Genomic DNA, 21,982 nt, shown 5'->3' on the forward strand with positions numbered 1-21,982 from the left:
TTCCGGGTGCGAGTGGGACTACTGACCCGGGAGTACCCGCCCGACGTGTACGGCGGCGCGGGGGTCCATGTCGAGTTCCTCGCCCGGGAGTTGCGAGCCCTCGTCGACCTGGACGTGCACTGCTGGGGCGAGGGCCGCACGGACGGCGTGATACGCCACCGGCCCTGGTCCGCGCTCGACACCGCCAACGACGCGCTGCGCACCTTCTCCGCGGACCTGGCCATGACCGCCGCCCTCGAAGGCCGCGAGCTCGTCCACTCCCACACCTGGTACGCCAACCTCGCCGGCCACCTCGGCAAGCTCCTGCACGGCATCCCGCACGTGATGACCGCCCACTCCCTGGAGCCCCTGCGCCCGTGGAAGGCCGAGCAGCTCGGCGGTGGATACGCCCTCTCCAGCTGGGCCGAACGCACCGCGATCGAGGCCGCCGACGCGGTGATCGCCGTATCGGGCGCCATGCGCGAGGACATCCTCACCAGCTACCCGGCGCTGGACCCGGCCCGGGTGCACGTCATCCACAACGGCATCGACACCACCCTCTACCAGCCCGACCACGGCACCGACGTCCTCACCCGCGTCGGCCTGGACCCGGCCCGCCCGTACCTCCTGTTCGTCGGCCGTATCACCCGCCAGAAGGGCGTGCCCCATCTGCTGCGCGCGGTACGGGACATCGACCCCGCCGCCCAGGTCGTGCTGTGCGCGGGCGCCCCCGACACCCCGGAGATCGACCGCGAGTTCCGCGACCTGTTCCAGGAGCTGAGCAGCGTCCGCGAGGGCGTCCACTGGATCCCGCAGATGCTGCCGCGCCCGGACGTGATCCAGCTCCTCACACACGCGGCCGTTTTCGTCTGCCCCTCCGTGTACGAGCCCCTCGGCATCGTGAACCTGGAGGCGATGGCCTGCGGCACGGCTGTCGTGGCCTCGCGCGTCGGCGGCATCCCGGAGGTCGTGGCGGACGGCGAGACCGGTCTGCTCGTGTCCACGGACGACGGTTTCGAGGCGAACCTGGCGCTCGCCCTCGACTCCGTCCTCGCCGATCCGGAGGCCGCCAAGCGCATGGGCGAGGCCGGACGGGAGCGCGCGGTGGGGGAGTTCGGCTGGGACGCGGTCGCAGGGCGTACGGTCCGGCTCTACCGGGAGATCCTCAAACAGGCTTAGTGGGCCGTGCTCAAGGGCAATCATGCTTCAACCAGGGTGAGGGGAGCGGCCAATGCGTCGTGGTGGACCTTCGGTGCTCGGGATCGTGCTGGCGGGCGGAGAAGGCAAGCGCCTGATGCCCCTCACCGCGGACCGGGCCAAACCAGCGGTCACCTTCGGCGGTACCTACCGCCTGGTCGACTTCGTCCTCTCCAACCTCGTCAACGGCGACATCCTGCGCATCTGCGTCCTGACGCAGTACAAGTCGCACTCGCTGGACCGACACATCACCACGACCTGGCGCATGTCGAGCCTGCTCGGCAACTACATCACGCCGGTCCCCGCCCAGCAGCGGCTCGGCCCGCGCTGGTACCTGGGCAGCGCGGACGCGATCCTCCAGTCGCTGAACCTGATCGACGACGAACGGCCCGAGTACGTGGCGGTGTTCGGCGCCGACCACGTGTACCGCATGGACCCGCGGCAGATGCTCGCGCAGCACATCGACAGCGGCGCGGGCGTGACGGTGGCCGGCATACGCGTCCCGCGCACCGAGTCGTCGCAGTTCGGCGTGATCACCCCGGGCTCGGACGGCCAGACGGTGGAACGCTTCCTGGAGAAGCCGGCCGATCCGCCCGGCCTGGCCGACGACCCGGAGTGCGTCTTCGCCTCGATGGGCAACTACATCTTCACCACCAAGACCCTCATCGAGGCCCTCCAGCGCGACGCCGAGGACCTGAACTCCGTCCACGACATGGGCGGCTCGATCCTGCCCCAGCTGACCGACCGCGGCGAGGCGTGCCTGTACGACTTCAGCGCCAACCACGTGCCCGGCGAAACCACCCGGGACCAGGGCTACTGGCGTGACGTCGGCACCCTCGACGCCTACTACGACGCCCACATGGACCTGATCGCCGAGCGCCCCGCCTTCAACCTCTACAACCGCAGCTGGCCCATCTACACCCACTCGGGCCAGCTCTCCCCGGCCCGCTTCAACGCCGGGGGCATCGCGAGCGAGTCCATCATCAGCGCCGGCTGCCTGATCCGCGGCCAGGTCACGCGCTCCGTCCTGTCCCCGGGCGTGCTCGTCGACCCCGGTGCCGTGGTGCAGGGCTCGATCCTTCACGACAACGTCAAGATAGGCCGCGGCGCGGTCGTGCGGGGAGCGGTGCTCGACAAGAACGTCGAGGTGCCGCCGGGCGCGACGATCGGCGTCAACCCGGAGCGGGACGCGGAGCTGTACACGGTGTCCAAGGGCGGGGTGATCGCGCTCGGGAAGGGGCAGCGGGTGACGTAGACGGTCGAGGGCGGTCGTAGGCGAGAGGCCCGCACGGTGAAGTGACCACAGATGCCCCATGTGTCCCACCCATTTCATGGTGGTCGGACTTAATCTGCTGTTAACTGTGCGTAGCTTGATCGTACTTGACCGTAATCGCCTGGGGGCGATTGACTGCTGGCTCATCCGTCGTCGACGTGAGGCAAGCCCTTGACTTCTGATCCGCTCGCCCCTCTCGACCTGGCTTTCTGGAACATCGAGTCCGAACGGCACCCGATGCACCTGGGCGCACTCGGCGTCTTCGCCGCGCACTCGCCCACCGCCGGCGCCCACGCCGCCGACCTGCTCGCCTCCCGGGCCGCCGCCGTGCCCGGGCTGCGGATGCGGATCCGGGACGTATGGCAGCCGTTCTCCTTCGGAGGCGCCACCCGCGAGACCGACCCGGAGTTCGACCCCCTCAACCATGTCCGGCTGCACGCCCCGACCCCGGACTTCCACGCGGTGGCGGGCCGGCTCATGGAGCGCCCGCTGGAGCGCGGCCGCCCGCCGTGGGAGGCGCATGTGCTGCCCGGGGAGGACGGCGTCTCGTTCGCCGTGCTGTTCAAGTTCCACCACGCCCTGGCCGACGGCCTGCGGGCGCTGACGCTCGCCGCCGCGATCCTGGACCCGATGGACATGCCCGCGCGCAAGCCACGTCCGGCAGAGCCCTCGCGCGGCCTCCTCCCCGATGTGCGCAGACTGCCGGGGCTCGTGCGCGGCGCCGTGTCCGATGTCGGGCGGGCCCTCGACATCGGCGCCTCCGTCGCCCTGTCCGGCCTCGGCGTGCGCTCCTCGTCAGCGCTCACCGCCGAGCCCACCGGCACCCGCCGCACCGCCGGAGTGGTCGTCGACATCGACGATGTGCACCGCGTCCGCAAGACCGTCGGCGGCACCGTCAACGACGTGCTCATCGCGATCGTCGCGGGCGCACTGCGCCGCTGGCTCGACGAACGCGGCGACGGCAGCGACGGCGTCGCGCCCCGCGCCCTGATCCCCGTCTCCAAACGCCGCCCACGCACCGCGCACCCGCAGGGCAACCGGCTCTCCGGCTACCTGATACGGCTTCCCGTCGGCGACCCGGACCCCCTTGCACGCCTCGAAACGGTCCGCACGGCCATGGACCGCAACAAGGACGCAGGACCCAACCGGGGCGCGGGTGCCGTCGCCCTGCTCGCCGACCACGTCCCGGCACTCGGCCACCGCCTCGGCGGGCCCCTGGTGAGCCAGGCCGCCCGGCTCTGGTTCGACATCCTGGTCACCAGCGTGCCCCTGCCGGGCATCGGCCTGAAGCTGGGCGGCAACCCGGTCACCGAGGTCTATCCCTTCGCGCCGCTGGCCCACGGCCAGTCCCTCGCGGTCGCGATCTCGACCTACCGGGGACAGGTCCACTACGGGCTCGTCGCCGACGCCAAGGCCGTACCGGATCTCGACCGGCTCGCCCGCGCCGTGACCGAGGAGGTGGAGACGCTGATCACCGCCTGCGATCCTTGATCGTCACAGGATTACGGGACGTGCCCCGCGCTGAAGTAAAATCACCCGTTCGACAGCGGACGCGGTCTCAGCGCCGCACGGGTGACCAGGGAAACGGCAGCGCGATGACGGTGACAGAGGACGGCCCGGCGACCACGGACGAGGTCGTGTACGGCCCCGGTATCGACCCGGAGCGGCTGGCCGTCTGCCTCAGCGTGCTCGAAGAGCTCGACGAGCTGGACGTCGACCACCCCGACGCGATCGCCGTGCGCCGGGCCACCGCGGGCGTCTACCGCACCGTGAAGCAGCGCCGCCGCCAGGAGCGCCGGGCCGCCAAGACCGCGCACGACAAGGCGGTCACGGAGGCCACGGCGACCGGCTCCGCCCAGCGCATCGACGACGAGACCGAGGGCCTCCTGCCGTCGTCGGCCACCGGGGAGGGCCAGATCGCGGGGATACTTCAGCGCCCCCGCTCCTGCTACACCTGCAAGACCCGCTACGTCGAGGTCGACTACTTCTACCACCAGCTCTGCCAGGACTGCGCCCGCCTGAACCGCGAACGGCGCGACGTCCACGCCGACCTCACCGGCAAGCGCGCCCTGCTCACCGGCGGCCGCGCCAAGATCGGCATGTACATCGCGCTGCGGCTGCTGCGTGACGGCGCGCACACCACGATCACGACCCGCTTCCCCAAGGACGCCATCCGCCGCTTCAAGGCCATGGACGACTCGGCGGACTGGATGCACCGCCTTGAGGTCGTCGGCATCGACCTGCGCGACCCGGCGCAGGTCGTGGCCCTTGCCGACCAGGTCGCCGAGGCGGGCCCCCTCGACATCCTCATCAACAACGCGACACAGACCGTACGGCGCCTGCCCTCCGCCTACGCCGCCCTGGTGGAGGGCGAGAGCGCCCCGCTGCCCGCCGGAGAGCTGCCCGCCCACCACGTCATCGGCGCCTTCGGCTCGGGCGCGGTGGACGGTCTGGCCGCGCTGCCCGTGGGCATCAGCGGGATGGACGCCCAGCAGGTCGCCGACCTCGCCCTGGTCGCGGGCAACGCCAGCGTCGCCCGGCACCTCGACGGCACGGCCATCGACGCGGGCGGCCTGGTCCCCGACGTCGTCGACAGCAACACCTGGGTGCAGACCATCGAGCAGATCTCCCCGGTGGAGCTCCTCGAAACGCAGCTGTGCAACTACACGGCGCCGTTCATCCTGATCAGCGCGCTGCGCCCGGTCATGGCCGGTGCCGCCAGGAAGGCGGCGAGCGGACGCGCGTACGTCGTGAACGTCTCGGCGATGGAGGGCGTCTTCGGCCGCGGTTACAAGGGTGCGGGCCACCCGAACACCAACGCCGCCAAGGCCGCGATGAACATGGTGACGCGGACCAGCGCCCAGGAGATGTTCCAGGCCGACGGCATCCTCATGACCTCGGTCGACACCGGCTGGATCACCGACGAGCGCCCCCACTACGACAAGCTGCGCCTCGCGGAGGAGGGCTTCCACGCCCCGCTGGACCTGGTCGACGGGGCGGCCCGGGTTTACGATCCCATTGTGCGCGGCGAACAGGGCGAGGACCTGTACGGCGTCTTCCTGAAGGACTACGCGCCCGGGAAGTGGTGAGCCACCGGCCGTGACGTGTACCCCGGCGTCCGTCGGGAACCCGGACCCTGGTGAGTACCGCGCCAGGAGTAGTCATGGCCAGTCCGCACAGCATCGATCCCCGCGCTTTCAAGGATCCGCGCAACCACTACCCGACCGACGAGGACTTCTACGCGAGCGACCGCCCGGCCCACCCCGTCCTGCCGGAGGACCGGCCCCGCGGTGGCCCCAGTGATCCGCTCAGACACCCCTGGACCTGGGGCTCGGTCGCGTTCGTCGCCTTCTGGGTCCTGATCCTCCTCATGGGCATCGCGTTGTTCCCGTGAGGGGGTCCCAAGCCGCCGTCACGAATGAGGTGGCGCGTATGACCGCAGACGGTCGTGGACGGCGTACCCGCCCGGGTACGCCGCCCTGACCCGCGTGCCGCCGTCGACCAGCAGGTCCGCCCCGGTCACCCACTCCGCCGCGTCCGACACCAGCCACACCACGGCGCGTGCCACGTCCTCCGGTTCCCCGATCCGGCCGAGCGGCAGCCCGGCGGCCACCTCGCGCTCGCCCGGCTCCCACACGAACCGGGCCATCTCCGTGCGGACAAGGCCGGGGGACACGGAGTTGACGCGCACCCCGGGCGCCAACTCGCCGGCGAGCTGCTGCGTGAGATGCGTCAGCGCCGCCTTGCTGGTGCCGTACGCCCCGATGTTGGGCCCGACGTGCCCGGCCCCCTCGGTGCAGATGTTGACCACCGCACCCCCGTGCTCCCGCATCCACGCCCGCCACGCGGCCCGCACCAGCAGCAGCGGCGCCTCGACATTGACGACGAACGCCTCCCGCCACGCCTCCGGATCGACCTCCATCAGCGGCCCGTACGGTTGGTTCGTCGCCGCGTTGTTGACCAGGACGTCGATCCGCCCGAACGCGCGCATCGCCAGCTCCGTCAACTCCCGCGGATGGGCGGGGTCCGCGACGCTGCCGGCCAGCCCGACGCCGCCCAGCTCCTCGGCGGTGCGCCGCACCTCGTCGGTGTCACGCGCGGTCACGCACACCGACGCCCCGGCCTCGGCGAGCGCCCGCGCCACGGCGAGCCCGATCCCGCGCGTGGCCCCGGTGACGACGGCGGCCCTGCCCTCCAGCCCATGCGACGACGTCATCGGCGTACCGTCTCATGACGGACCGTCAGTCGACAGCCCCCAGGCGGGAGTTGCGCGCCGCCACCAGCTCCAGGACCGTGCGCCAGTCCTCCAGGACCCCGGCGTCGAAGCCGACGGTCCGGCCCTCCGCGTCCGCCTGGCGCAGGTTGAGCAGGTCGTCGTCGGCGGGGCGGTCGTCCCAGGGGTGGCGGCGTACGAGGCGGGCGACCCGCTCGCCGAGCAGTGGGCGTACCGCCTCGGCGGCCCGGTCGGCCTGTCCGGTGCGGTCGCCGGGCCACAGGAGCTGTCCGATGGCGTGCACCAGGCCGGCGAGCTGGAGCTCCTTGTCGGCGGGGCGGCGCCTGCGCAGCAGCGCGGCGGTCTGCAGGGCGTGGTCATGCAGATCGACGGGGCCGCCGCCACCCCGGTCCGAGGTGCCCCACGCGCCCCGGCAGGCGGCCAGCAGATCCATCAGCTCCTCGACGCTGCGCAGCTCCATGCGTCAGTCCTCCTGCGAGACAGCCGTTGTCCGAAGTCAGCAGATCATGGCGAGCTTTCGACTCAGCCAACGGCACCTGAACTGCGCAACGCCCTCGCCCGTTCCTTCGCACGAGTGGCGATGAACACGGGGCGACTCGGGATGGTTACCCCTTGTTTTCAGCCCCATCGAGCGGGGACCCGCTCATTTGGGTAATCTATAGCGGACGGGCAGCAGCACTGGGTCCCACCCACACCCACGGTCCGTTACCGGCGCCACCGCGTCCGAACTGCCTTCAACTCAAACCCGAGCGGGCGTCAGACGTCAGGTGCAGACCGGCGCGGTACGCCCCGAGGGTGACCCGACACATAAGGAGTGCGCGGTGACACCGGAGAAGACGAATCGCGAGCAACGCCCCAAGGAACGCACGGAGCGTGCCGGCCGACGGCCCGGAGAGCTCGGCAGCCTGGACGTGTGGGCCAGGTCCGCCCCCATCCGCCTCGCGGGCTACGAGGACGACCTCGCCGAGCCCCACATCCTGCCCAGCGTGGACTAGGGCCTGCCCGGCAGAACCCATCGCGAATGCCGACCGCATGGGCGTGCGAGACTCACGCCCATGCTGATCAGAGAAGCCGCGGCCGACGACTGGTCGCGGATCTGGCCTTTCTGGCACCGGATCGTCGCCGCCGGCGAGACCTACACCTGGGACCCGGGCACCTCCGAGGAGGAGGCCCGGGCCCTGTGGATGAGCCCGGCCAAGCGCGGATACGTCGTCGAGGACGAGACCGGCGGGCTGGTCGGCTCCGCCTACGTCACCCCGAACTACGGCGGCCCCGCCGCCCGCATCGCCAACGCGGGCTTCATGATCGACCCCGACCATGCCGGCCGCGGCATCGGCCGGGCCCTCGCCGAACATGTCCTGGCCGAGGCGAAGGCCCACGGCTACCGGGGCATGGTGTTCAACGCCGTCGTGGAGACCAACCCGGCCGTGAAGCTGTGGACCTCCCTGGGATTCACCATCCTGGGAACGGTGCCGGACGCGTACGACCATCCCCGGCATGGGCGCGTTGGGTTGCACATCATGTACAAGGCGCTCTAGAGGCACAGGGCCCTTTGACCACGCTCTAGGACAGCGGCGCCGTCCGCTTCCACGGATGCAGCTCCTCCAACTGCCCCGCCAGCTCCAGCAGCGCCGCCTCCGACCCCGGCCGCCCCACCAGCTGTACGGCGCAGGGGGCGCCCGAGGGCAGTGTGCCGAACGGGACGGACATCGCGGGCCAGCCGGTGAGGTTCCACGGTGGCGTGAGCGGCGAGTAGTTCGTGTTGACCAGCACATTGCGCAGCCAGCCCCGCTCGTGCCAGGGCGCGGACTTGGGGGAGCGGCGGGCGAGTGCCGGCGTCAGCAGCACGTCGTGCTCGGCGAAGAAGGGCTCCAGGCGCCGACGCAGCCGCTCCCTGCTGTCGCCCTCCTGGACCGTGCGCACGAAACGCCGACCGATCGCCGCGTGCACCCGGGTGCGCCGGTTCAGCAGCGCGGGGTCGAGATCCCGGGCGTCCACCGCGGTGCCGGCCGTCCAGTGCTGGAGCGAGGTGATGCTCAACGACAGCGGATACGGCGGGTCGGCCCGGCGCACCTGGTGACCGGCCTCGGCCAGCAGCCCGGCCGCCGTCCGGACGGCGGTCGTATACGGCTTGGTGACGGTCACACCGAGGAGCGGGCTGCGCAGGGAGACGGCGACCTTGCAGGTGGAGGGCTCGTCCGGCCGTACGACCTCGGTGTCCGCGAGGACCGCGAACATCAGGCGGGCGTCCTCGACCGTCGTGGCAAGGGGCCCGTTCTCCGACATGCCGAACCAGGTACTGGTTCCGGCGGGCACGACCCCGAGCCCCGGCTTGATGGTGACGAGGCCGCAGTTGGCCGCCGGGATGCGCAGGGAGCCCATGCCGTCGTTGCCGAGGGCGATCGGCACCAGGCCCGCGGCGACCGCGGCCGCGCTGCCGCCGGACGAACCCCCTGCTGTGCGCGAGGTGTCCCACGGGTTGCGGGCCGTGCCGTGCACACCCTCCGTCGTGCCGAAGACGCACAGTTCGGGCACGTTCGTCAGGCCCACGACCACCGCGCCCGCCGCCCGCAGCCGGGCCACGGTGACATGGTCCTGGTCGGCGGGCGTGTCCCGGGTTGCGGCGGAGCCGACCCGGTTGGACTCGCCGCGCACCGCGAGGTTGTCCTTCACGGCCACGGGCACGCCCGCGAGGGGGAGTTCGGCCAGGTCCGGGCGGGCCGCCACCTCGTCCGCCTCGGCGAGCGCCGCCTCCGACCGCACCGTGCGGAAGGCGCCGACCCGGCCGTCGAGCCGCTCGATCCGGGCGAGATGCTCGGCGACCACCTCCCGCGGTGTGACGCGCTTCTCGCGTACGGCGGCGGCGATCTCGGCGGCGGTCCGGCCGACCCAGGTGGTCACGGCGCTCCTCGGGGTGCGTGGGGTGCGATGGTGCACGGGCTGCGTACTCGCGAGTACGTAGGGAGAACTGTGCACGGGGGTGGGCGCCGAGTCGAGAGCCGCCGGACTTGGACATTCGCGCCCGTGTTGTTGGACTTTTCGGGGGCGGCTTTCCGCTGGCACGCGCAGAGCAGCAGGTCATCCGATCACTGGTGCAACTTCCCTATCTCCGCACCCCATTGACAGGCCCATGGGTCGACTCAATCATCAGACCTCCGATGACTGGGGAGTAGCTGATGAGTACGTATCCAAGACGCCTGGTCCTGGGCGTCGTGGCGGCGCTGCTGCTGTTCGCGGCACCCGCGCCGGCCGTCGCGCGAGCGGCCGAGGCGCCGGTCACCGTGCCCGCTCTGACCGACTGGACACCGGCAGCCGGAAGTTACGCGTTCGGCCGGAGCAGCCGTCTGGTGGCCGACGGCGCCGCCGAGCGAAGGGTCGCCGACACCCTCGCCGACGATCTGCGCGCGGCCGGCCGCGGCACGGTTCCCGTCGTGCGGGGCGGGGCCAGGACCGGTGACATCGTTATCGACGTACGGCCGGACAAGGCATCCCTCGGCTCCGAGGGCTACGAACTCCGCTCCGGCGCGAAGCTGTCGGTGACCGGCGCGACCGAGACCGGCGCCTTCTACGGCACCCGCACCCTCCTCCAACTCCTCGCCCAGGGCGACCGGATCCCCGCCGGACACACCGTCGACGTGCCGCGTTACAAGGAGCGGGGCGTCGGTGTCTGCGCCTGCTACATCCACATCTCGACGGAGTGGCTGGACAACCTCGTCCGTGAGATGGCCTACCACAAGCTCAACCAGCTGCTCATCGAAGTGAAGGTGAAGAGCGACGCCCACCCCGAGGCCAACACCTGGGGTTACTACACCAAGGACGAGATGCGGCGCCTGGTCGCACTCGGCGACAAGTACCACGTCGAGATCATCCCGGAGATCAACTCCCCGGGCCATATCGACCCTTGGATCGAGAACCGCCCTGACCTCCAGCTGACCGACTCCGACGGCAACAAGCAGCCCTCGCGGCTCGACATCACCCAGCAGGCGGCCTTCGACTACTACACGAGCCTGATGGACGAGTACGCCGAGGTCTTCACGGCGAAGTCCTGGCACATGGGCGCCGACGAGTACATGCTCGGCTCCGACTTCGCCAAGTACCCGCAGATCCTCAAGTACGCCCAGGAGAAGTACGGTTCGGGCGCCACCCCGCAGGACGCCTTCGTCGACTTCGTCAACCGCGTCCACGACTACGCGGCGAGCAAGGGCGTCGAGCTGCGCATCTGGAACGACGGGCTCACCGGCGCCAACACCGTGCCCGTGAAGACCGACACCACGGTCGAGCACTGGCTGAACGTGGCGGTGAAACCGAGCCAACTCATCGCGCAGGGCTATTCGGTGATGAACGCCTCCTACTCCCTCTATCTCATCCGCGGCGGCTTCCACAGCGACACCGAGTCGCTGTACGGCCAGAGTTGGGACCCACGGAGCTTCGAGGGCGAGAAGCTCGCCTCCGGCGACGGCGTCACCGGCGCGAAGATCAGCCTGTGGCCGGACAACGGGCGGGGCGAGACCGAGAACGAGGTCGCGGTCCGGCTCCGGCCCGCACTGGCGCACATCGCGCAGGCCACGTGGGGGGATCCGCATCCCGACGCCACATACGCGGAGTTCCTGGAGCGCGGTACGGCCGTCGGCCACGCGCCCGGATGGCGGGACCTGACCCGGGTGCCGGTGACGGACGGTTCGTACACCTTCAGTGCGGACGGGCAGTCCTTCGATGCCGAGGTGCAGCGCACGGCGGACGGCTATGTGACGCTGCGGAACTCGGCCGGCTGCCTGGCGATCAGCGGCGGCAAGCTCACCCTCAACGTGCCTTTGCAGCCCGGCGTCGAGGCGACCTGGGACACCTGCGACACGGCGAGCACCCTGCAGCGCTGGGAGCTGGAGCCCGTGGCGGACGGATACCGGCTCGTCAACGCGATCACACAGATGACGCTGACCGTCTCGGACGACGGCCGGATCGTGCAGTACCCGGCCGACCAACGCCCGCCTGCCGTATGGCACCTGACCTGAGGAGTCCCACCCCATGTCCCTCTCCAGACGCCTCTTCGTCGGATCGGTCTCCGCGTTCCTCGCGACCGGCCTCCCCTCGGCTTCGGCGCTCGGGGCGCCCCTCCCCGCCGAACCGCGTTACCGCATCCCCGTCAGCCCCGACGACACCGCGGACGACCTCGTCCGCAAAGCCTCCCAAGTCCGGCCCACCGAACGGCAGATCGCCTGGCAGAGCCTGGAGCAGACGGCGTTCCTGCACTTCGGCGTGAACACCTTCACCGGCCTCGAATGGGGCACCGGCGACGAGGACCCGGACGTGTTCCAGCCGACCGGCCTCGACACCGACCAATGGGCCGCAGCCCTGCGCGACGGCGGTTTCAAGCTCGCCATCCTCACCGTCAAGCACCACGACGGCTTCGTCCTCTACCCGTCCCGTTACACCAACCACACGGTCGCGTCGAGCAGTTGGCAGGGCGGCCAAGGAGACGTCCTGCGCTCCTTCGCCGACTCCATGCGGCGCTACGGCCTCAAGGTCGGCGTGTACATCTCGCCCGCCGACGAGAACCAGTACCTGGACGGCGTGTACGCCAACGGCAGCGCCCGCTCCGTGCGCACCATCCCCACCCTCGTCGAAGGCGACGACCGCATACCGCAGCAGTCGTACAGCCTCGAAGCCACCGACTACGGCGCCCACATGCTCAACCAGCTCTACGAGGTCCTCACCGAGTACGGCCCGGTCGACGAGGTGTGGTTCGACGGCGCCCAGGGGCGTATACCGCCCGACAAGGTGGAGAGCTACGACTGGGACAGCTGGTACACCCTGGTGCGGGCGCTCGCCCCGGACGCCGCGATCGCCGTCACCGGCCCCGACCTGCGCTGGGTCGGCAACGAGAGCGGGATCGCGCGCGAGGACGAGTGGAGCGTCATACCGGTCAAGGAGAACCAGTACGGCCGCACCGACTGGGCCCTGTCCTACGACACCCCCGACGAGGGCAGCCGCGACGCCCTGGTGAAGGCGCAGCCGGTGACGGACTACCTCCAGTGGTGGCCCGCCGAGTGCGATGTCTCCATCCGCGACGGCTGGTTCTACCACGCCGACCAACAGCCCAAGTCCGTCGACTACTTGACGGAGATCTACTTCGGCTCGGTCGGCCGCAACGCCGTACTGCTGCTCAACGTTCCGCCGGACACGGACGGTCTGCTGCACGCCACGGACGTCGTCAGGCTGCGCGAGTTCCGGGAGCGGATCGAAAGCGAGCTGCCCCGCGACCTGGCCGACGGCGCCCGCACCACCACGGCACCGGGCCGCGTCACCGTGGACCTGGGCAGCGAGCAGGAGGTCGACCGCGTCCGTGTGGCCGAGGACATCCGGCACGGCCAGCAGGTGGAGAGCTTCGTCGTCGAAGCCTTCTTCGACGGCGCCTGGACACAGGCCACGGGCGCGGGCACGATCGGCGCGAGCCGGATCCTGCTGTTGGCGAACCCGATGCGGGCCCGCCGGTGGCGGCTGCGGGTGACGCAGGCCCGAAGTGCCGTACACATCAAGGAGTTCGGGCTGTACCGGTCCCAGGTCTGAGGGAGCTGGTGGCCACCAGGGCGTCGGCGACCTGGTGGCCACCGTTCAGCGCAGGTGCTCTTCGAAGAAGCCCATGGTGGCGTCCATCGAGCGCGGCCACTGTCCGTAGAAGGTGTGTCCCTCGCCCTGGTACGTGCGCAGCTCGACGTCCTTGCCCGCCTTCTCGAACGCGGCCACGGTCTGCCGGGCCCAGGTGATGGGGCAGGTGCCGTCGGCGGTGCCGTGGTGGATCAGCAGGGGCTCGGTCACCCGGTCCACATAGGTGACCGGGGAGACCTCACGCCAGAACTTCGGGTTCTCCTCGGGCGTCCCGTGCTCGGCCTCGATCTCGGCGACGATCGGATCGCCGTCGGGACGCTGGAACTGGTCGATGTTCTCCTCGGGGTGCGAGCTGACCGGCGCGAAGGCGACGGCGGCGTCGAACAGGCCCGGGGCCACGACCAGGGTGTTGTAGACGACACCGCCGCCCATCGACCTGCCCAGCAGCCCGAGACGGTCGCCGTCGATCTCCGGGCGCCCGGACGACCGTAGAGCCATCGCGGCGCCGATGACGTCCTCCGTGTAACCGAGGCGCAGGTCGCGGTCGTTGTCCGGATCTTTGTCCGAACGGGCGTGGTTGCGGTAGTCGGTGTGCAGGACCACGTAACCGTTACGGGCGAGGAGATCCTGCTCGCGGCTGAGGCCGCGGCCCGTGGTGTAGATCGCGGGGTCGATGTAGCCGTGCGCTAGCACCAGCGCGGGGAAGGGGCCCTTGCCCTCCGGGATGTTCATGAGCCCCGAGATCGTCAGCCCGTTCGCCTCGTACGTCACCTCGTAGCTGGTGTAGGCGGAGGTGCGGGCCAGCACGGTGCCGAGCTTGAGGGCGGAGCCCGTGTGCGTGCGCCGGATCAGCGCGGGGATCGACACCGGGTCGGCGGGCGAGGGCGTCACGGTCGGGGTCGGACTCGCGGTGCGGGGTGTCGAGGCCGCCGGGGTCGGGCGGGCGCGTTCGTCGTTGTCGCTCGCTGTGCAGCCCACCGCGGCCGACAGCGCCAGTGCGGTGGTGACACAGAGCGTTCCTCGCGACCGCATACGGCCATTGTCCGCATCGGGATCCGTGGTGTCTCCCCGTCGGCTTCAGGCGCCCCGCGCCGCCCCCGTGCTGCCCCGCTCGATCAGCCGTGGCACCGGCACCTGTACCGTGCGGGCCGGGCCGCCGTCCAGCTGGGCGGTCAGCTCCGTCGCCGCCGTGCGGCCGAACTCCACGCTGTCCCGGGACAGGGCGGACAGCCACGGTTTGACCATGCGGCACAGCGCGGAGTCCTCCCAGGCCACCACCGACACGTCGGCCGGCACCGAGAAGCCGAGTTCGCTCGCCGTGCCGACGCCGGCGACGGCCATCACGTCGTTGTCGTAGATCAGGGCCGTCGGGGGAGTGGGGCCCTCCAGGACCCGGCGGGTGACGGCCGCGCCCGCCGCGTCCGAGTAGTCGGTGGTCACCGACTCCACCTCGGTCAGGCCGCGCCGCTGCGCCTCGGCGCGCAGGGTCCGGATCCGGCGCTCGGTGTGGGCCAGGCCCGCCAGGCCCGCGATGTGCACGATCCGGCGGTGGCCGTGCGCGTACAGACCGTCCACGACCGACGCCATCGCGCCCGCGTCGTCCGCCCACACCGTCGACAGACCGGGGTGCCGCTCGTCCGGCGCGCCGCCGATCACCACCGCGGGCAGGCCGAGTTCGTCGAGGAGTTCGGGCCGTGGGTCGTCCGTGCGCGGGTCCACCACCAGCACGCCGTCGACCCGGTGTTCGGCCCACCAGCGCCGGTACACCGCGCACTCGTCGTCGATGTCCTCCACCACCTGGAACAGCAGCCCGAGATGGCGCTCGGCCAGCACCTCCTGGATGCCCGACACGAGTTGGAGGAAGAAGGAGTCGACGCCCAGCGTGTCCGCGGGCCGGGCGAGCACGAAGCCGACCGTGGCCGCGCCCTCCCCGGACAGTGCGCGGGCCGCCGTACTGGGCCGCCAGCCCAGCTCCTCGGCGACCTGCCGGACCCGGTCACGGGTGTCCTCGGAGACTCCCGGCCGGCCGTTCAGCGCGAAGGAGACCGCGCTCTGGGAGACCCCGGCGTGCCGCGCGATGTCCTTCATCGTGGGCCGGCGGGCCGGTGACCGCTTGCCTGACATGCCGCTTCCCCATTCTGCCGCGCATTCCCGCGACAGTATGCGCTAATGCGGTTCAGCTCGGTCAACCTAATGCGTATTAGTCACTAATGAAATTAGCTGCGCGAGATGCATTGACGGGCCTGTGGGAAGGCGTGCAGGGTCTGCGTCGTTGGCCAACTCCGTTGCAAGGGAGGCCTGTTCACGGTGCCTATGTCCCGCAGAGTCCTAGCTGCCGCTTTCGCCGTCTGTGTCGCCCTGCCGCTGAGTGCCTGCGGCTCCGGCGGAGATACCGGCGGATCGACCGACGCCTCGGGGAAGGTCGAGGGCGACATCACCTTCCAGACCTGGAATCTCCGCGCCAACTTCAAGTCGTACTTCGAGGGGGTGATCGCCGACTTCGAGAAGAAGTACCCGGACACCCACGTGAAGTGGATCGACCAGCCGGCCGAGGGCTACGCCGACAAGATCAGCGCCGACGCGGCCGGCGGCACGCTCCCCGACGTCGTCAACGTCTCCCCGGACCTGGTCGCCCCGCTCGCCAAGGCCGGCCTCGCGCTCGACCTCGACAAGGCGGCCGCCAAGTACAAGTCGGAGTACCTGGACGGCGCCTGGGCCAGCCACCAGATACCGGGCATGGCCGGCACGTACGCCTTCCCCTGGTACCTGAACACCGGGCCGCTGTTCTACAACAAGTCCCTCTTCGAGGAGGCCGGACTCGACCCCGACCAGCCGCCGAAGACGTACGACGAACTCTTCACCGACGCCCTGCGGATCGCGGACAAGACCGACGGCAAGGTCGCCACGCTCGCCAACGTGCCCACCATCGAGGACTTCGGCCGCTACGGCGTCCCGCTCATGAACGACCAGGGCACCGCCTTCGCCTTCAACGACGCCAAGGGTGTCGAACTCCTCACCAAGTACAAGGAGTTGTACGACGCGAAGGCGCTCGACCCGCAGGCGCTCACCGCCACCCCGGAGTCGTCGGGGAAGAAGTTCCTCACCGAGGCCGTCGCCATGAACCCGGGCAGCGCCCTGGACCTCGGCAACTTCAAGAAGCAGGCGCCGAACCTGTACAAGAACATCGGCATCACCGACCAGATCACCAGCACCGGCCACGTCAACATGTACGTGATGGGCGTGATGGTCAACGCGCAGACCAAGCGGACCCCGGCCGCCGTCGCCTTCGCGCACTACGTCACCGACGCCGAGCACCAGATGTCGTTCGCGAAGAAGGTCGCCATCTTCCCGAGCACCGCGGGCTCCCTCGACGACACGTACTTCACCAAGGAGGACGGCACCGACGAGACACGCGTCCGGGTGGCCGCCGCCAAGTCCCTGAAGAACGCGGTGAATTACACGCCCGTGCTGTTCAGCGAGCAGATGAAGACCGCGCTGCGCAACGAGGTCGCCAAGGCCTTGCAGGGCAAGGAGAGTCCCAAGTCGGCTCTCGACAACGCTGTCAAGGCCTGCGACACGCTGCTCCAGCAGCAGGGATAAGAAGCGATGGCCACTTCCAGCGTCTCCCGGGTGCGGCGCCAACTGCCCACCAGTCCCTGGCTGTTCGCCGCGCCGGGGCTGCTGGTCATCGGCGTCTTCATCCTCTACCCGTTCGTCTCCACCCTGGTCAACGCCTTCACCGACCGCCGCACGCTGATCCCCGGCGAGTTCGTCGGCCTCGCCAACTTCCGCGAGCTGCTCCACGACGACATGTTCTGGATCGGCCTGCGCAACAGCACGCTGTACGTCCTCGGGGTCGTCCCCGCGCTCGTCCTGCTGCCGCTGCTGCTCGCGCTGCTGGTCCAGAAGAACATCCCCGGCATCACCTTCTTCCGGTCCGCCTTCTACACGCCGGTCGTCGCCTCGATCGTCGTCGTCGGGCTCATCTGGGTGTGGCTGCTCGACGAACGCGGCCTGGTGAACTCGCTGTTGGAGACGGTCGGTGTCGGCCGGGTCGGCTTCCTCAGCGACCAGTGGCTGCTCCTGCTGAGCGCCATGGCCGTCACGGTCTGGAAGGGCCTCGGCTACTACATGATCATTTATCTGGCCGCGCTCGCCAACGTGCCCCGCGAACTGCACGAGGCCGCGGCCGTCGACGGGGCGGGCGCGGTGCGCCGCTTCCTCAACGTGACCGTCCCCGCCGTCCGCTCCACCATGGTCCTGGTCGCCGCGCTCTCCTCGGTCGCCGCGTTCAAGGTGTTCTCCGAGGTGTACCTGATGGCGGGCCCCAGCGGCGGCCCGGCCGGCGAGGACACCACCCTCGTCATGCTCGTCCAGCGCACCGGCACCGGCCTGACAGGCCGCGTCGGCTACGCCTCCGCGATCTCCGTCGTCGTCTTCGCCGTCACCGTCGCCCTGATGCTGCTCGTCCTGCGTGCCGACCGGAGGGAGGAGACATGAGCGTCATCGAGAAGGTACGACCGGCCGAGCGGCCGGCGCCGGTCCGGGAACGGCGTGTCGTGGACGAGCACGGCCGACGCGTCCGGGGCTGGGAACTCGCCCTGCGCTACCTGCTGTTGCTCGCCGTCCTCGCCCTGACCGTCGGCCCCTTCCTCTGGCAGCTGTCCACGTCCCTCAAGGGCCCGACCGAGGACATCTACACCTCCCCGCCGAAGTTCCTGCCCGCCCACCCCACCCTGCACAACTACGAGCGCGTCGCCGAGACCATCCCCGTCTGGGACTACGCCCTGAACTCGGTGAAGGTCGCCACCGCCAACGTCGTGACGAACTGCGTCGGTTCGGCCCTCGCCGGCTACGCGCTCGCCCGACTGCGTTACCGGGGGCGGCGCGTGGCCACCCTCGCCTTCATCCTCGCGATGCTCGTGCCCGTGGAGGGCATCATCATCGCCCAGTTCACCACCATGCGGGAGCTCGGCCTCAACAACACACTCATCGGAGTGGTGCTGCCGGGCTGCATCGGCGCCATGAACGTCCTGCTCATGCGCAACGCCTTCCTCAACCTCCCCTATGAGATAGAGGAGGCGGCCTTCGTCGACGGCGCCAACGCCTGGCAGCGGTTCCTGCGCATCGCGCTGCCCTCGGTGAAGGGGACCCTCGCGGTCGTCGCGATCTTCGCCTTCATGGGCGCCTGGGACGACTTCCTGTGGCCGCTCATCGTGCTGAGCGATCCGTCCAGGTTCACGCTGACCATCGGCCTCAACTATCTGCACGGCACCTTCGCCAACGACGAACGCCTCGTCGCCGCCGGCACGGTCATCGCCGTGGCACCGCTGATCGCCCTCTTCGCCTGTCTCCAGCGGTACTTCTTCCGTGGGGTCGGCGAGGGCGCGGTCAAGGGCTGACCCACCCGTACTCCGATTCGCAAGGATCCCGCATGCCTCCTGCCGTGCGCTTCGGCGTCAACTACACCCCGAGCCAAGGGTGGTTCCACCACTGGCTCGACTTCGACCTCGAGTCCGTACGCGCCGACCTCGACTCCATCGCGGCACTCGGGCTCGACCACATCCGGGTCTTCCCGCTCTGGCCGTACTTCCAGCCCAACCGCACGCTGATCCGCCCCCGCGCGGTCGAGCAGCTCGTCCAGCTCGCCGACGCGGCCGCCGAGCAGGGGCTCGACGTCAACGTGGACGGTCTGCAAGGGCACTTGAGCAGCTTCGACTTCCTGCCGGCGTGGACCCGGACCTGGCATCGCCGCAACCTCTTCACCGACCCGGACGTCCTCGACGGCCAGGCGTCCTACCTGCGCACCCTTGCCGCCGCCCTCGCCGACCGCCCCAACTTCATCGGCATGACCCTCGGCAACGAGGTCAACCAGTTCTCGGCAGGCCCGCATCCCGACCCCGACCGCGCCTCGGCCGACGAGATCGACGCCTGGCTGGAGCGCATGCTCGCCGCCTGTGAAGAGGGCGCTCCCGGCAAGCTGCACCTGCACGCCGAGTACGACGCGACCTGGTATCAGAACGACCAGCCGTTCACCCCGGCGCAGGCCGCCCGGCGCGGTGCCGTCACGGCCGTGCACTCCTGGGTCTTCAACGGCACCGCCCAGCGACACGGCCGTACCTCCGTCCCCACCGAACACCACGCCGCATACCTGATCGAGCTGAGCAAGGCATGGGCCGACGACCCGCACCGCCCCGTCTGGCTCCAGGAGGTCGGCGCGCCCGCACCCCTGATCCCCGCCGAGCACGCCGCCGCCTTCACCGCGGCGACCGTCGCGAACGCCCTCGACTGTCCGGACCTGTGGGGCATCACCTGGTGGTGCTCCCACGACGTCTCCCGCGACCTCGCCGACTTCCCCGAACTCGAATACGGGCTCGGCCTGTTGACCAACGACCTGCACCCCAAGGAGGCCGGGTGGGCCCTGGCGCGCGCGGCCCGCACACACACCTACGCGCCCAAGTCCCGGACCACGGCACTCGTCGTACCCGACGACCCGGCGGTCCGCTCGGCGTGCGCCCCCGGCGGACCCGTGTTCGAGGCCTTCTTCCGGCTCACCGCCGACGGCGCCCGCCCCACCACCGTCCTCGACAGCCGCGCGCACGACGGCGAACACCTCGCCGCGCGCGGCATCACCGAGGTCGTACGTCCCGACCAGGTACTCCCCACCCCACAAGGAGGCACCCGCTCGTGAACCCCACCAGACGCACCGTCCTGCTCGCCGCCACCGCGGCCGCCGCCCTGGCCCCGCTGCCCACCGCCTTCGCGGCGACGAAGGCCGCGGTGACGGGACAGCCGTACGCCGCCTACTGGTACCCGGACTCCCTGCCCTCCGGTACTCCGGGCACCGGCATCACCTGGCGCAGCCTCAAGGCCTGGAGCGCGGCCGACGACGCCGATCTCGCGTTCAACGCGGCGTCCGTCCCGCTCGCCGCCCGCTTCACTCCGACCCCGGCCAACGCGACGGCCCGCAGCGGGCAGGCGCGGATCCAGTCCCTCGTCTCCTTCGGACCAACGGCGAGCAACCCCTCGCAAGGCTCCGCCACCGCCGACTACTACGCGCTCACCCACTGGGCCTACCTCGACGAGCTGGTGTTCTGGGGCGGCTCGTCGGGCGAGGGCCTGATCCTCGCCCCGAACGCGCCGATCGTCGACGCCGCCCACCGCCACGGCGTGCCCGTCCTCGGCAACATCTTCCTGCCGCCCGTCGCCTACGGCGGACAACTCCAGTGGACCCGCGACCTCGTACAGAAGGACTCCGCCGGCCACTACCCCCTCGCTGCCCAACTCGTCGCGGTCGCCGCCGCGTACGGCTTCGACGGCTGGTTCGTCAACGCCGAGACCAGCGGCGGGAACACGGCACTCGGCACGGACATGCTGGGCTTCCTGCGGGAGCTGAAGTCGCTCTCCGTGGCCGCCGGGCAGCGCGTGACCTGGTACGACTCGATGACCGTGAACGGCACGGTGAGCTGGCAGGGTGCGCTGAACTCCCAGAACCAGGCCTTCTTCGAGGCCGCCGACGACATGTTCGTCGACTTCCGCTGGACGGCGAGCACTCTCGCCTCCTCGGGCCAGACGGCTGACCAACTCGGCCGCAGCCGCTACGAGTTGTGGGCGGGCGTGGACGTCGAGTCGAACGGCTCGAACCGGTCCGTGAACTGGGACGCGATCGTGCCGACGACCAAGGCGCACATCGCGTCCCTCGGCTTCTATCGGCCCGAGTGGACCCGCAACCACCTCCCCGCAGGGCGGACCCCGGGCGACTTCCACGCCGCCGACGACCGGTTCTGGACCGGCCGCTCGCTCGACCCGTCGCAGCCGGACGGCACGGACACCTGGCGGGCACCGGCGGTGTCCGTCGCCGACCGATCGACGGTCACCTCGGTCCCGTTCGCGAGCGTCTTCAACACCGGGCACGGGCTGCGGTGGTACGAGGACGGGGAGGTCACGTCGGACGCCGCGTGGAACCACCTCGGGCTCCAGGACCGGCTGCCGTCCCGACGCTGGGCCGTGCACACGGAGGGCCAACGCCCTTCTGTCACCTTCGACTTCGCGGACGCGTGGCGCGGCGGGAGCAGCGTGCTCGTCGACGGTGCACTGGACCAGCCGACGGTGGTCGACCTGTACGCGACCCGGCTGCCGGTCACCGCCGACACGGTCGTCGAGCTCACGCACCGGACCGACGCCGGGAGCGTGAACGTCGAGCTCGCCGTCGCCACGACCGAGCCGGGAACGCCGGGCGCGACACCGCCGTACACCTACTTCCCGGTGGAGGCGGCCGACGGCTGGCAGACCTCGACGGTACGGCTCACCGGCCTGACCGGGACGGTGAGCGCGCTCGGCGTGCGGCTCACCGCGGCCGATGGCCCGGTGCTGTGGAGGCTCGGCGGGCTCGCCGTCCGGGGTTCGGAGGCCGAGCCGCCCGCCGCTCCCTCCGGCCTGCGGATCACCGGCGCGAGCGGCGGCGACCTGCGCTTCGCGTGGGACCCCGCACCCGGCGACGTACGCCACTACACCCTGCACCGCCTCCTGCCCGACGGCACCCGGCGCTTCCTGGGCGGCACCTGCCAGCGGGCGTACTTCGTCGGCGGCCTCCAGGCCGAACAGGGCGAGCAGGCGGCGCGGTTCGAACTGCGTGTCGTGGGGGAGCTGTACACCTCGTCGGCCCCCGCGACCGTCACCCACACCTGGTAACCACT

General features: G+C 70.6%; 19 protein-coding genes. 14 read left to right on the plus strand and 5 right to left on the minus strand.

Going from position 1 to position 21,982, the window contains the following annotated elements:
- Positions 1 to 6: 6 nt before the first annotated feature.
- From glgA to AC5DRG_RS46185, 5 genes are all read left to right on the plus strand, one after another.
- On the plus strand, positions 7 to 1,158 hold the full coding sequence (gene glgA, locus AC5DRG_RS46165; protein WP_491806268.1) for a glycogen synthase: 1,152 nt from the start codon (positions 7 to 9) through the stop codon (positions 1,156 to 1,158).
- Positions 1,159 to 1,210: 52 nt separating this feature from the next.
- Positions 1,211 to 2,431: a glucose-1-phosphate adenylyltransferase gene (gene glgC, locus AC5DRG_RS46170; RefSeq protein WP_491806270.1), complete on the plus strand. Its 1,221-nt coding sequence runs from the start codon at positions 1,211 to 1,213 to the stop codon at positions 2,429 to 2,431.
- 189 nt (positions 2,432 to 2,620) lie between these two features.
- Positions 2,621 to 3,940, plus strand: coding sequence for a WS/DGAT/MGAT family O-acyltransferase (locus tag AC5DRG_RS46175; RefSeq protein WP_491806272.1), 1,320 nt, complete (start codon positions 2,621 to 2,623; stop codon positions 3,938 to 3,940).
- A gap of 104 nt (positions 3,941 to 4,044) precedes the next feature.
- Complete coding sequence (locus AC5DRG_RS46180; protein ID WP_491806274.1) at positions 4,045 to 5,538, plus strand: SDR family NAD(P)-dependent oxidoreductase; 1,494 nt, start codon at positions 4,045 to 4,047, stop codon at positions 5,536 to 5,538.
- A gap of 74 nt (positions 5,539 to 5,612) precedes the next feature.
- Positions 5,613 to 5,843: a hypothetical protein gene (locus AC5DRG_RS46185; RefSeq protein ID WP_491806275.1), complete on the plus strand. Its 231-nt coding sequence runs from the start codon at positions 5,613 to 5,615 to the stop codon at positions 5,841 to 5,843.
- An 18-nt stretch (positions 5,844 to 5,861) separates the two neighbouring features.
- Here AC5DRG_RS46185 and AC5DRG_RS46190 read toward each other — a convergent pair whose 3' ends face one another.
- Entirely contained in the window at positions 5,862 to 6,665 is an 804-nt protein-coding gene (locus AC5DRG_RS46190; RefSeq protein WP_491806277.1) for an SDR family oxidoreductase, read from the minus strand.
- A 25-nt stretch (positions 6,666 to 6,690) separates the two neighbouring features.
- Positions 6,691 to 7,143 (minus strand): hypothetical protein, encoded by a 453-nt coding sequence (locus AC5DRG_RS46195; protein WP_491806279.1) that lies wholly within the window; start codon positions 7,141 to 7,143, stop codon positions 6,691 to 6,693.
- 361 nt (positions 7,144 to 7,504) lie between these two features.
- On the opposite strand from AC5DRG_RS46195, the gene AC5DRG_RS46200 reads away from it, so the two are divergent.
- On the plus strand, positions 7,505 to 7,678 hold the full coding sequence (locus AC5DRG_RS46200; protein WP_106980896.1) for a hypothetical protein: 174 nt from the start codon (positions 7,505 to 7,507) through the stop codon (positions 7,676 to 7,678).
- A 60-nt stretch (positions 7,679 to 7,738) separates the two neighbouring features.
- Positions 7,739 to 8,221, plus strand: coding sequence for a GNAT family N-acetyltransferase (locus AC5DRG_RS46205; RefSeq protein ID WP_491806282.1), 483 nt, complete (start codon positions 7,739 to 7,741; stop codon positions 8,219 to 8,221).
- A 25-nt stretch (positions 8,222 to 8,246) separates the two neighbouring features.
- Here AC5DRG_RS46205 and AC5DRG_RS46210 read toward each other — a convergent pair whose 3' ends face one another.
- Positions 8,247 to 9,584 carry an amidase gene (locus tag AC5DRG_RS46210; protein ID WP_491806284.1) on the minus strand — a complete coding sequence of 446 codons (1,338 nt, stop codon included), beginning with the start codon at positions 9,582 to 9,584 and terminating at the stop codon, positions 8,247 to 8,249.
- Positions 9,585 to 9,859: 275 nt separating this feature from the next.
- On the opposite strand from AC5DRG_RS46210, the gene AC5DRG_RS46215 reads away from it, so the two are divergent.
- Positions 9,860 to 11,692: a glycoside hydrolase family 20 protein gene (locus tag AC5DRG_RS46215; RefSeq protein WP_491806285.1), complete on the plus strand. Its 1,833-nt coding sequence runs from the start codon at positions 9,860 to 9,862 to the stop codon at positions 11,690 to 11,692.
- 13 nt (positions 11,693 to 11,705) lie between these two features.
- Positions 11,706 to 13,247 carry an alpha-L-fucosidase gene (locus AC5DRG_RS46220; RefSeq protein WP_491806287.1) on the plus strand — a complete coding sequence of 514 codons (1,542 nt, stop codon included), beginning with the start codon at positions 11,706 to 11,708 and terminating at the stop codon, positions 13,245 to 13,247.
- A 45-nt stretch (positions 13,248 to 13,292) separates the two neighbouring features.
- On the opposite strand, the gene AC5DRG_RS46225 is transcribed toward AC5DRG_RS46220, so the two are convergent.
- A complete protein-coding gene (locus AC5DRG_RS46225) occupies positions 13,293 to 14,318 on the minus strand; it encodes an alpha/beta hydrolase family protein (RefSeq protein WP_491806289.1) in 1,026 nt (341 codons plus the stop codon).
- A 45-nt stretch (positions 14,319 to 14,363) separates the two neighbouring features.
- Positions 14,364 to 15,410: a LacI family DNA-binding transcriptional regulator gene (locus AC5DRG_RS46230; RefSeq protein ID WP_491806291.1), complete on the minus strand. Its 1,047-nt coding sequence runs from the start codon at positions 15,408 to 15,410 to the stop codon at positions 14,364 to 14,366.
- 183 nt (positions 15,411 to 15,593) lie between these two features.
- On the opposite strand from AC5DRG_RS46230, the gene AC5DRG_RS46235 reads away from it, so the two are divergent.
- From AC5DRG_RS46235 to AC5DRG_RS46255, 5 genes are read left to right on the plus strand one after another with little or no spacing between them, the layout of a single operon-like run.
- Positions 15,594 to 16,886 carry an ABC transporter substrate-binding protein gene (locus AC5DRG_RS46235; RefSeq protein ID WP_491806293.1) on the plus strand — a complete coding sequence of 431 codons (1,293 nt, stop codon included), beginning with the start codon at positions 15,594 to 15,596 and terminating at the stop codon, positions 16,884 to 16,886.
- A 6-nt stretch (positions 16,887 to 16,892) separates the two neighbouring features.
- Positions 16,893 to 17,786 carry a carbohydrate ABC transporter permease gene (locus tag AC5DRG_RS46240; protein ID WP_491806295.1) on the plus strand — a complete coding sequence of 298 codons (894 nt, stop codon included), beginning with the start codon at positions 16,893 to 16,895 and terminating at the stop codon, positions 17,784 to 17,786.
- On the plus strand, positions 17,783 to 18,688 hold the full coding sequence (locus tag AC5DRG_RS46245) for a carbohydrate ABC transporter permease (protein WP_491806297.1): 906 nt from the start codon (positions 17,783 to 17,785) through the stop codon (positions 18,686 to 18,688). The genes AC5DRG_RS46240 and AC5DRG_RS46245 overlap by 4 nt, the downstream gene beginning before the upstream one ends.
- 32 nt (positions 18,689 to 18,720) lie before the next feature.
- Entirely contained in the window at positions 18,721 to 19,977 is a 1,257-nt protein-coding gene (locus AC5DRG_RS46250) for a glycoside hydrolase 5 family protein (RefSeq protein WP_491806299.1), read from the plus strand.
- Positions 19,974 to 21,977, plus strand: coding sequence for an endo-beta-N-acetylglucosaminidase (locus AC5DRG_RS46255; protein ID WP_491806301.1), 2,004 nt, complete (start codon positions 19,974 to 19,976; stop codon positions 21,975 to 21,977). The genes AC5DRG_RS46250 and AC5DRG_RS46255 overlap by 4 nt, the downstream gene beginning before the upstream one ends.
- Positions 21,978 to 21,982: the final 5 nt, after the last annotated feature.

This window comes from Streptomyces sp. JLBG701 (assembly GCF_058544905.1).

Coding starts and splice junctions, on each gene's coding strand:
- AC5DRG_RS46180 (WP_491806274.1), top strand. CDS start 4,045: ATGACGGTGACAGAGGACGGCCCGGCGACCACGGACGAGGTCGTGTAC.
- AC5DRG_RS46220 (WP_491806287.1), top strand. CDS start 11,706: ATGTCCCTCTCCAGACGCCTCTTCGTCGGATCGGTCTCCGCGTTCCTC.
- AC5DRG_RS46245 (WP_491806297.1), top strand. CDS start 17,783: ATGAGCGTCATCGAGAAGGTACGACCGGCCGAGCGGCCGGCGCCGGTC.
- AC5DRG_RS46205 (WP_491806282.1), top strand. CDS start 7,739: ATGCTGATCAGAGAAGCCGCGGCCGACGACTGGTCGCGGATCTGGCCT.
- AC5DRG_RS46190 (WP_491806277.1), bottom strand. CDS start 6,665: ATGACGTCGTCGCATGGGCTGGAGGGCAGGGCCGCCGTCGTCACCGGG.
- AC5DRG_RS46230 (WP_491806291.1), bottom strand. CDS start 15,410: ATGTCAGGCAAGCGGTCACCGGCCCGCCGGCCCACGATGAAGGACATC.
- AC5DRG_RS46185 (WP_491806275.1), top strand. CDS start 5,613: ATGGCCAGTCCGCACAGCATCGATCCCCGCGCTTTCAAGGATCCGCGC.
- AC5DRG_RS46225 (WP_491806289.1), bottom strand. CDS start 14,318: ATGCGGTCGCGAGGAACGCTCTGTGTCACCACCGCACTGGCGCTGTCG.
- AC5DRG_RS46195 (WP_491806279.1), bottom strand. CDS start 7,143: ATGGAGCTGCGCAGCGTCGAGGAGCTGATGGATCTGCTGGCCGCCTGC.
- AC5DRG_RS46215 (WP_491806285.1), top strand. CDS start 9,860: ATGAGTACGTATCCAAGACGCCTGGTCCTGGGCGTCGTGGCGGCGCTG.
- glgC (WP_491806270.1), top strand. CDS start 1,211: ATGCGTCGTGGTGGACCTTCGGTGCTCGGGATCGTGCTGGCGGGCGGA.
- AC5DRG_RS46250 (WP_491806299.1), top strand. CDS start 18,721: ATGCCTCCTGCCGTGCGCTTCGGCGTCAACTACACCCCGAGCCAAGGG.
- AC5DRG_RS46240 (WP_491806295.1), top strand. CDS start 16,893: ATGGCCACTTCCAGCGTCTCCCGGGTGCGGCGCCAACTGCCCACCAGT.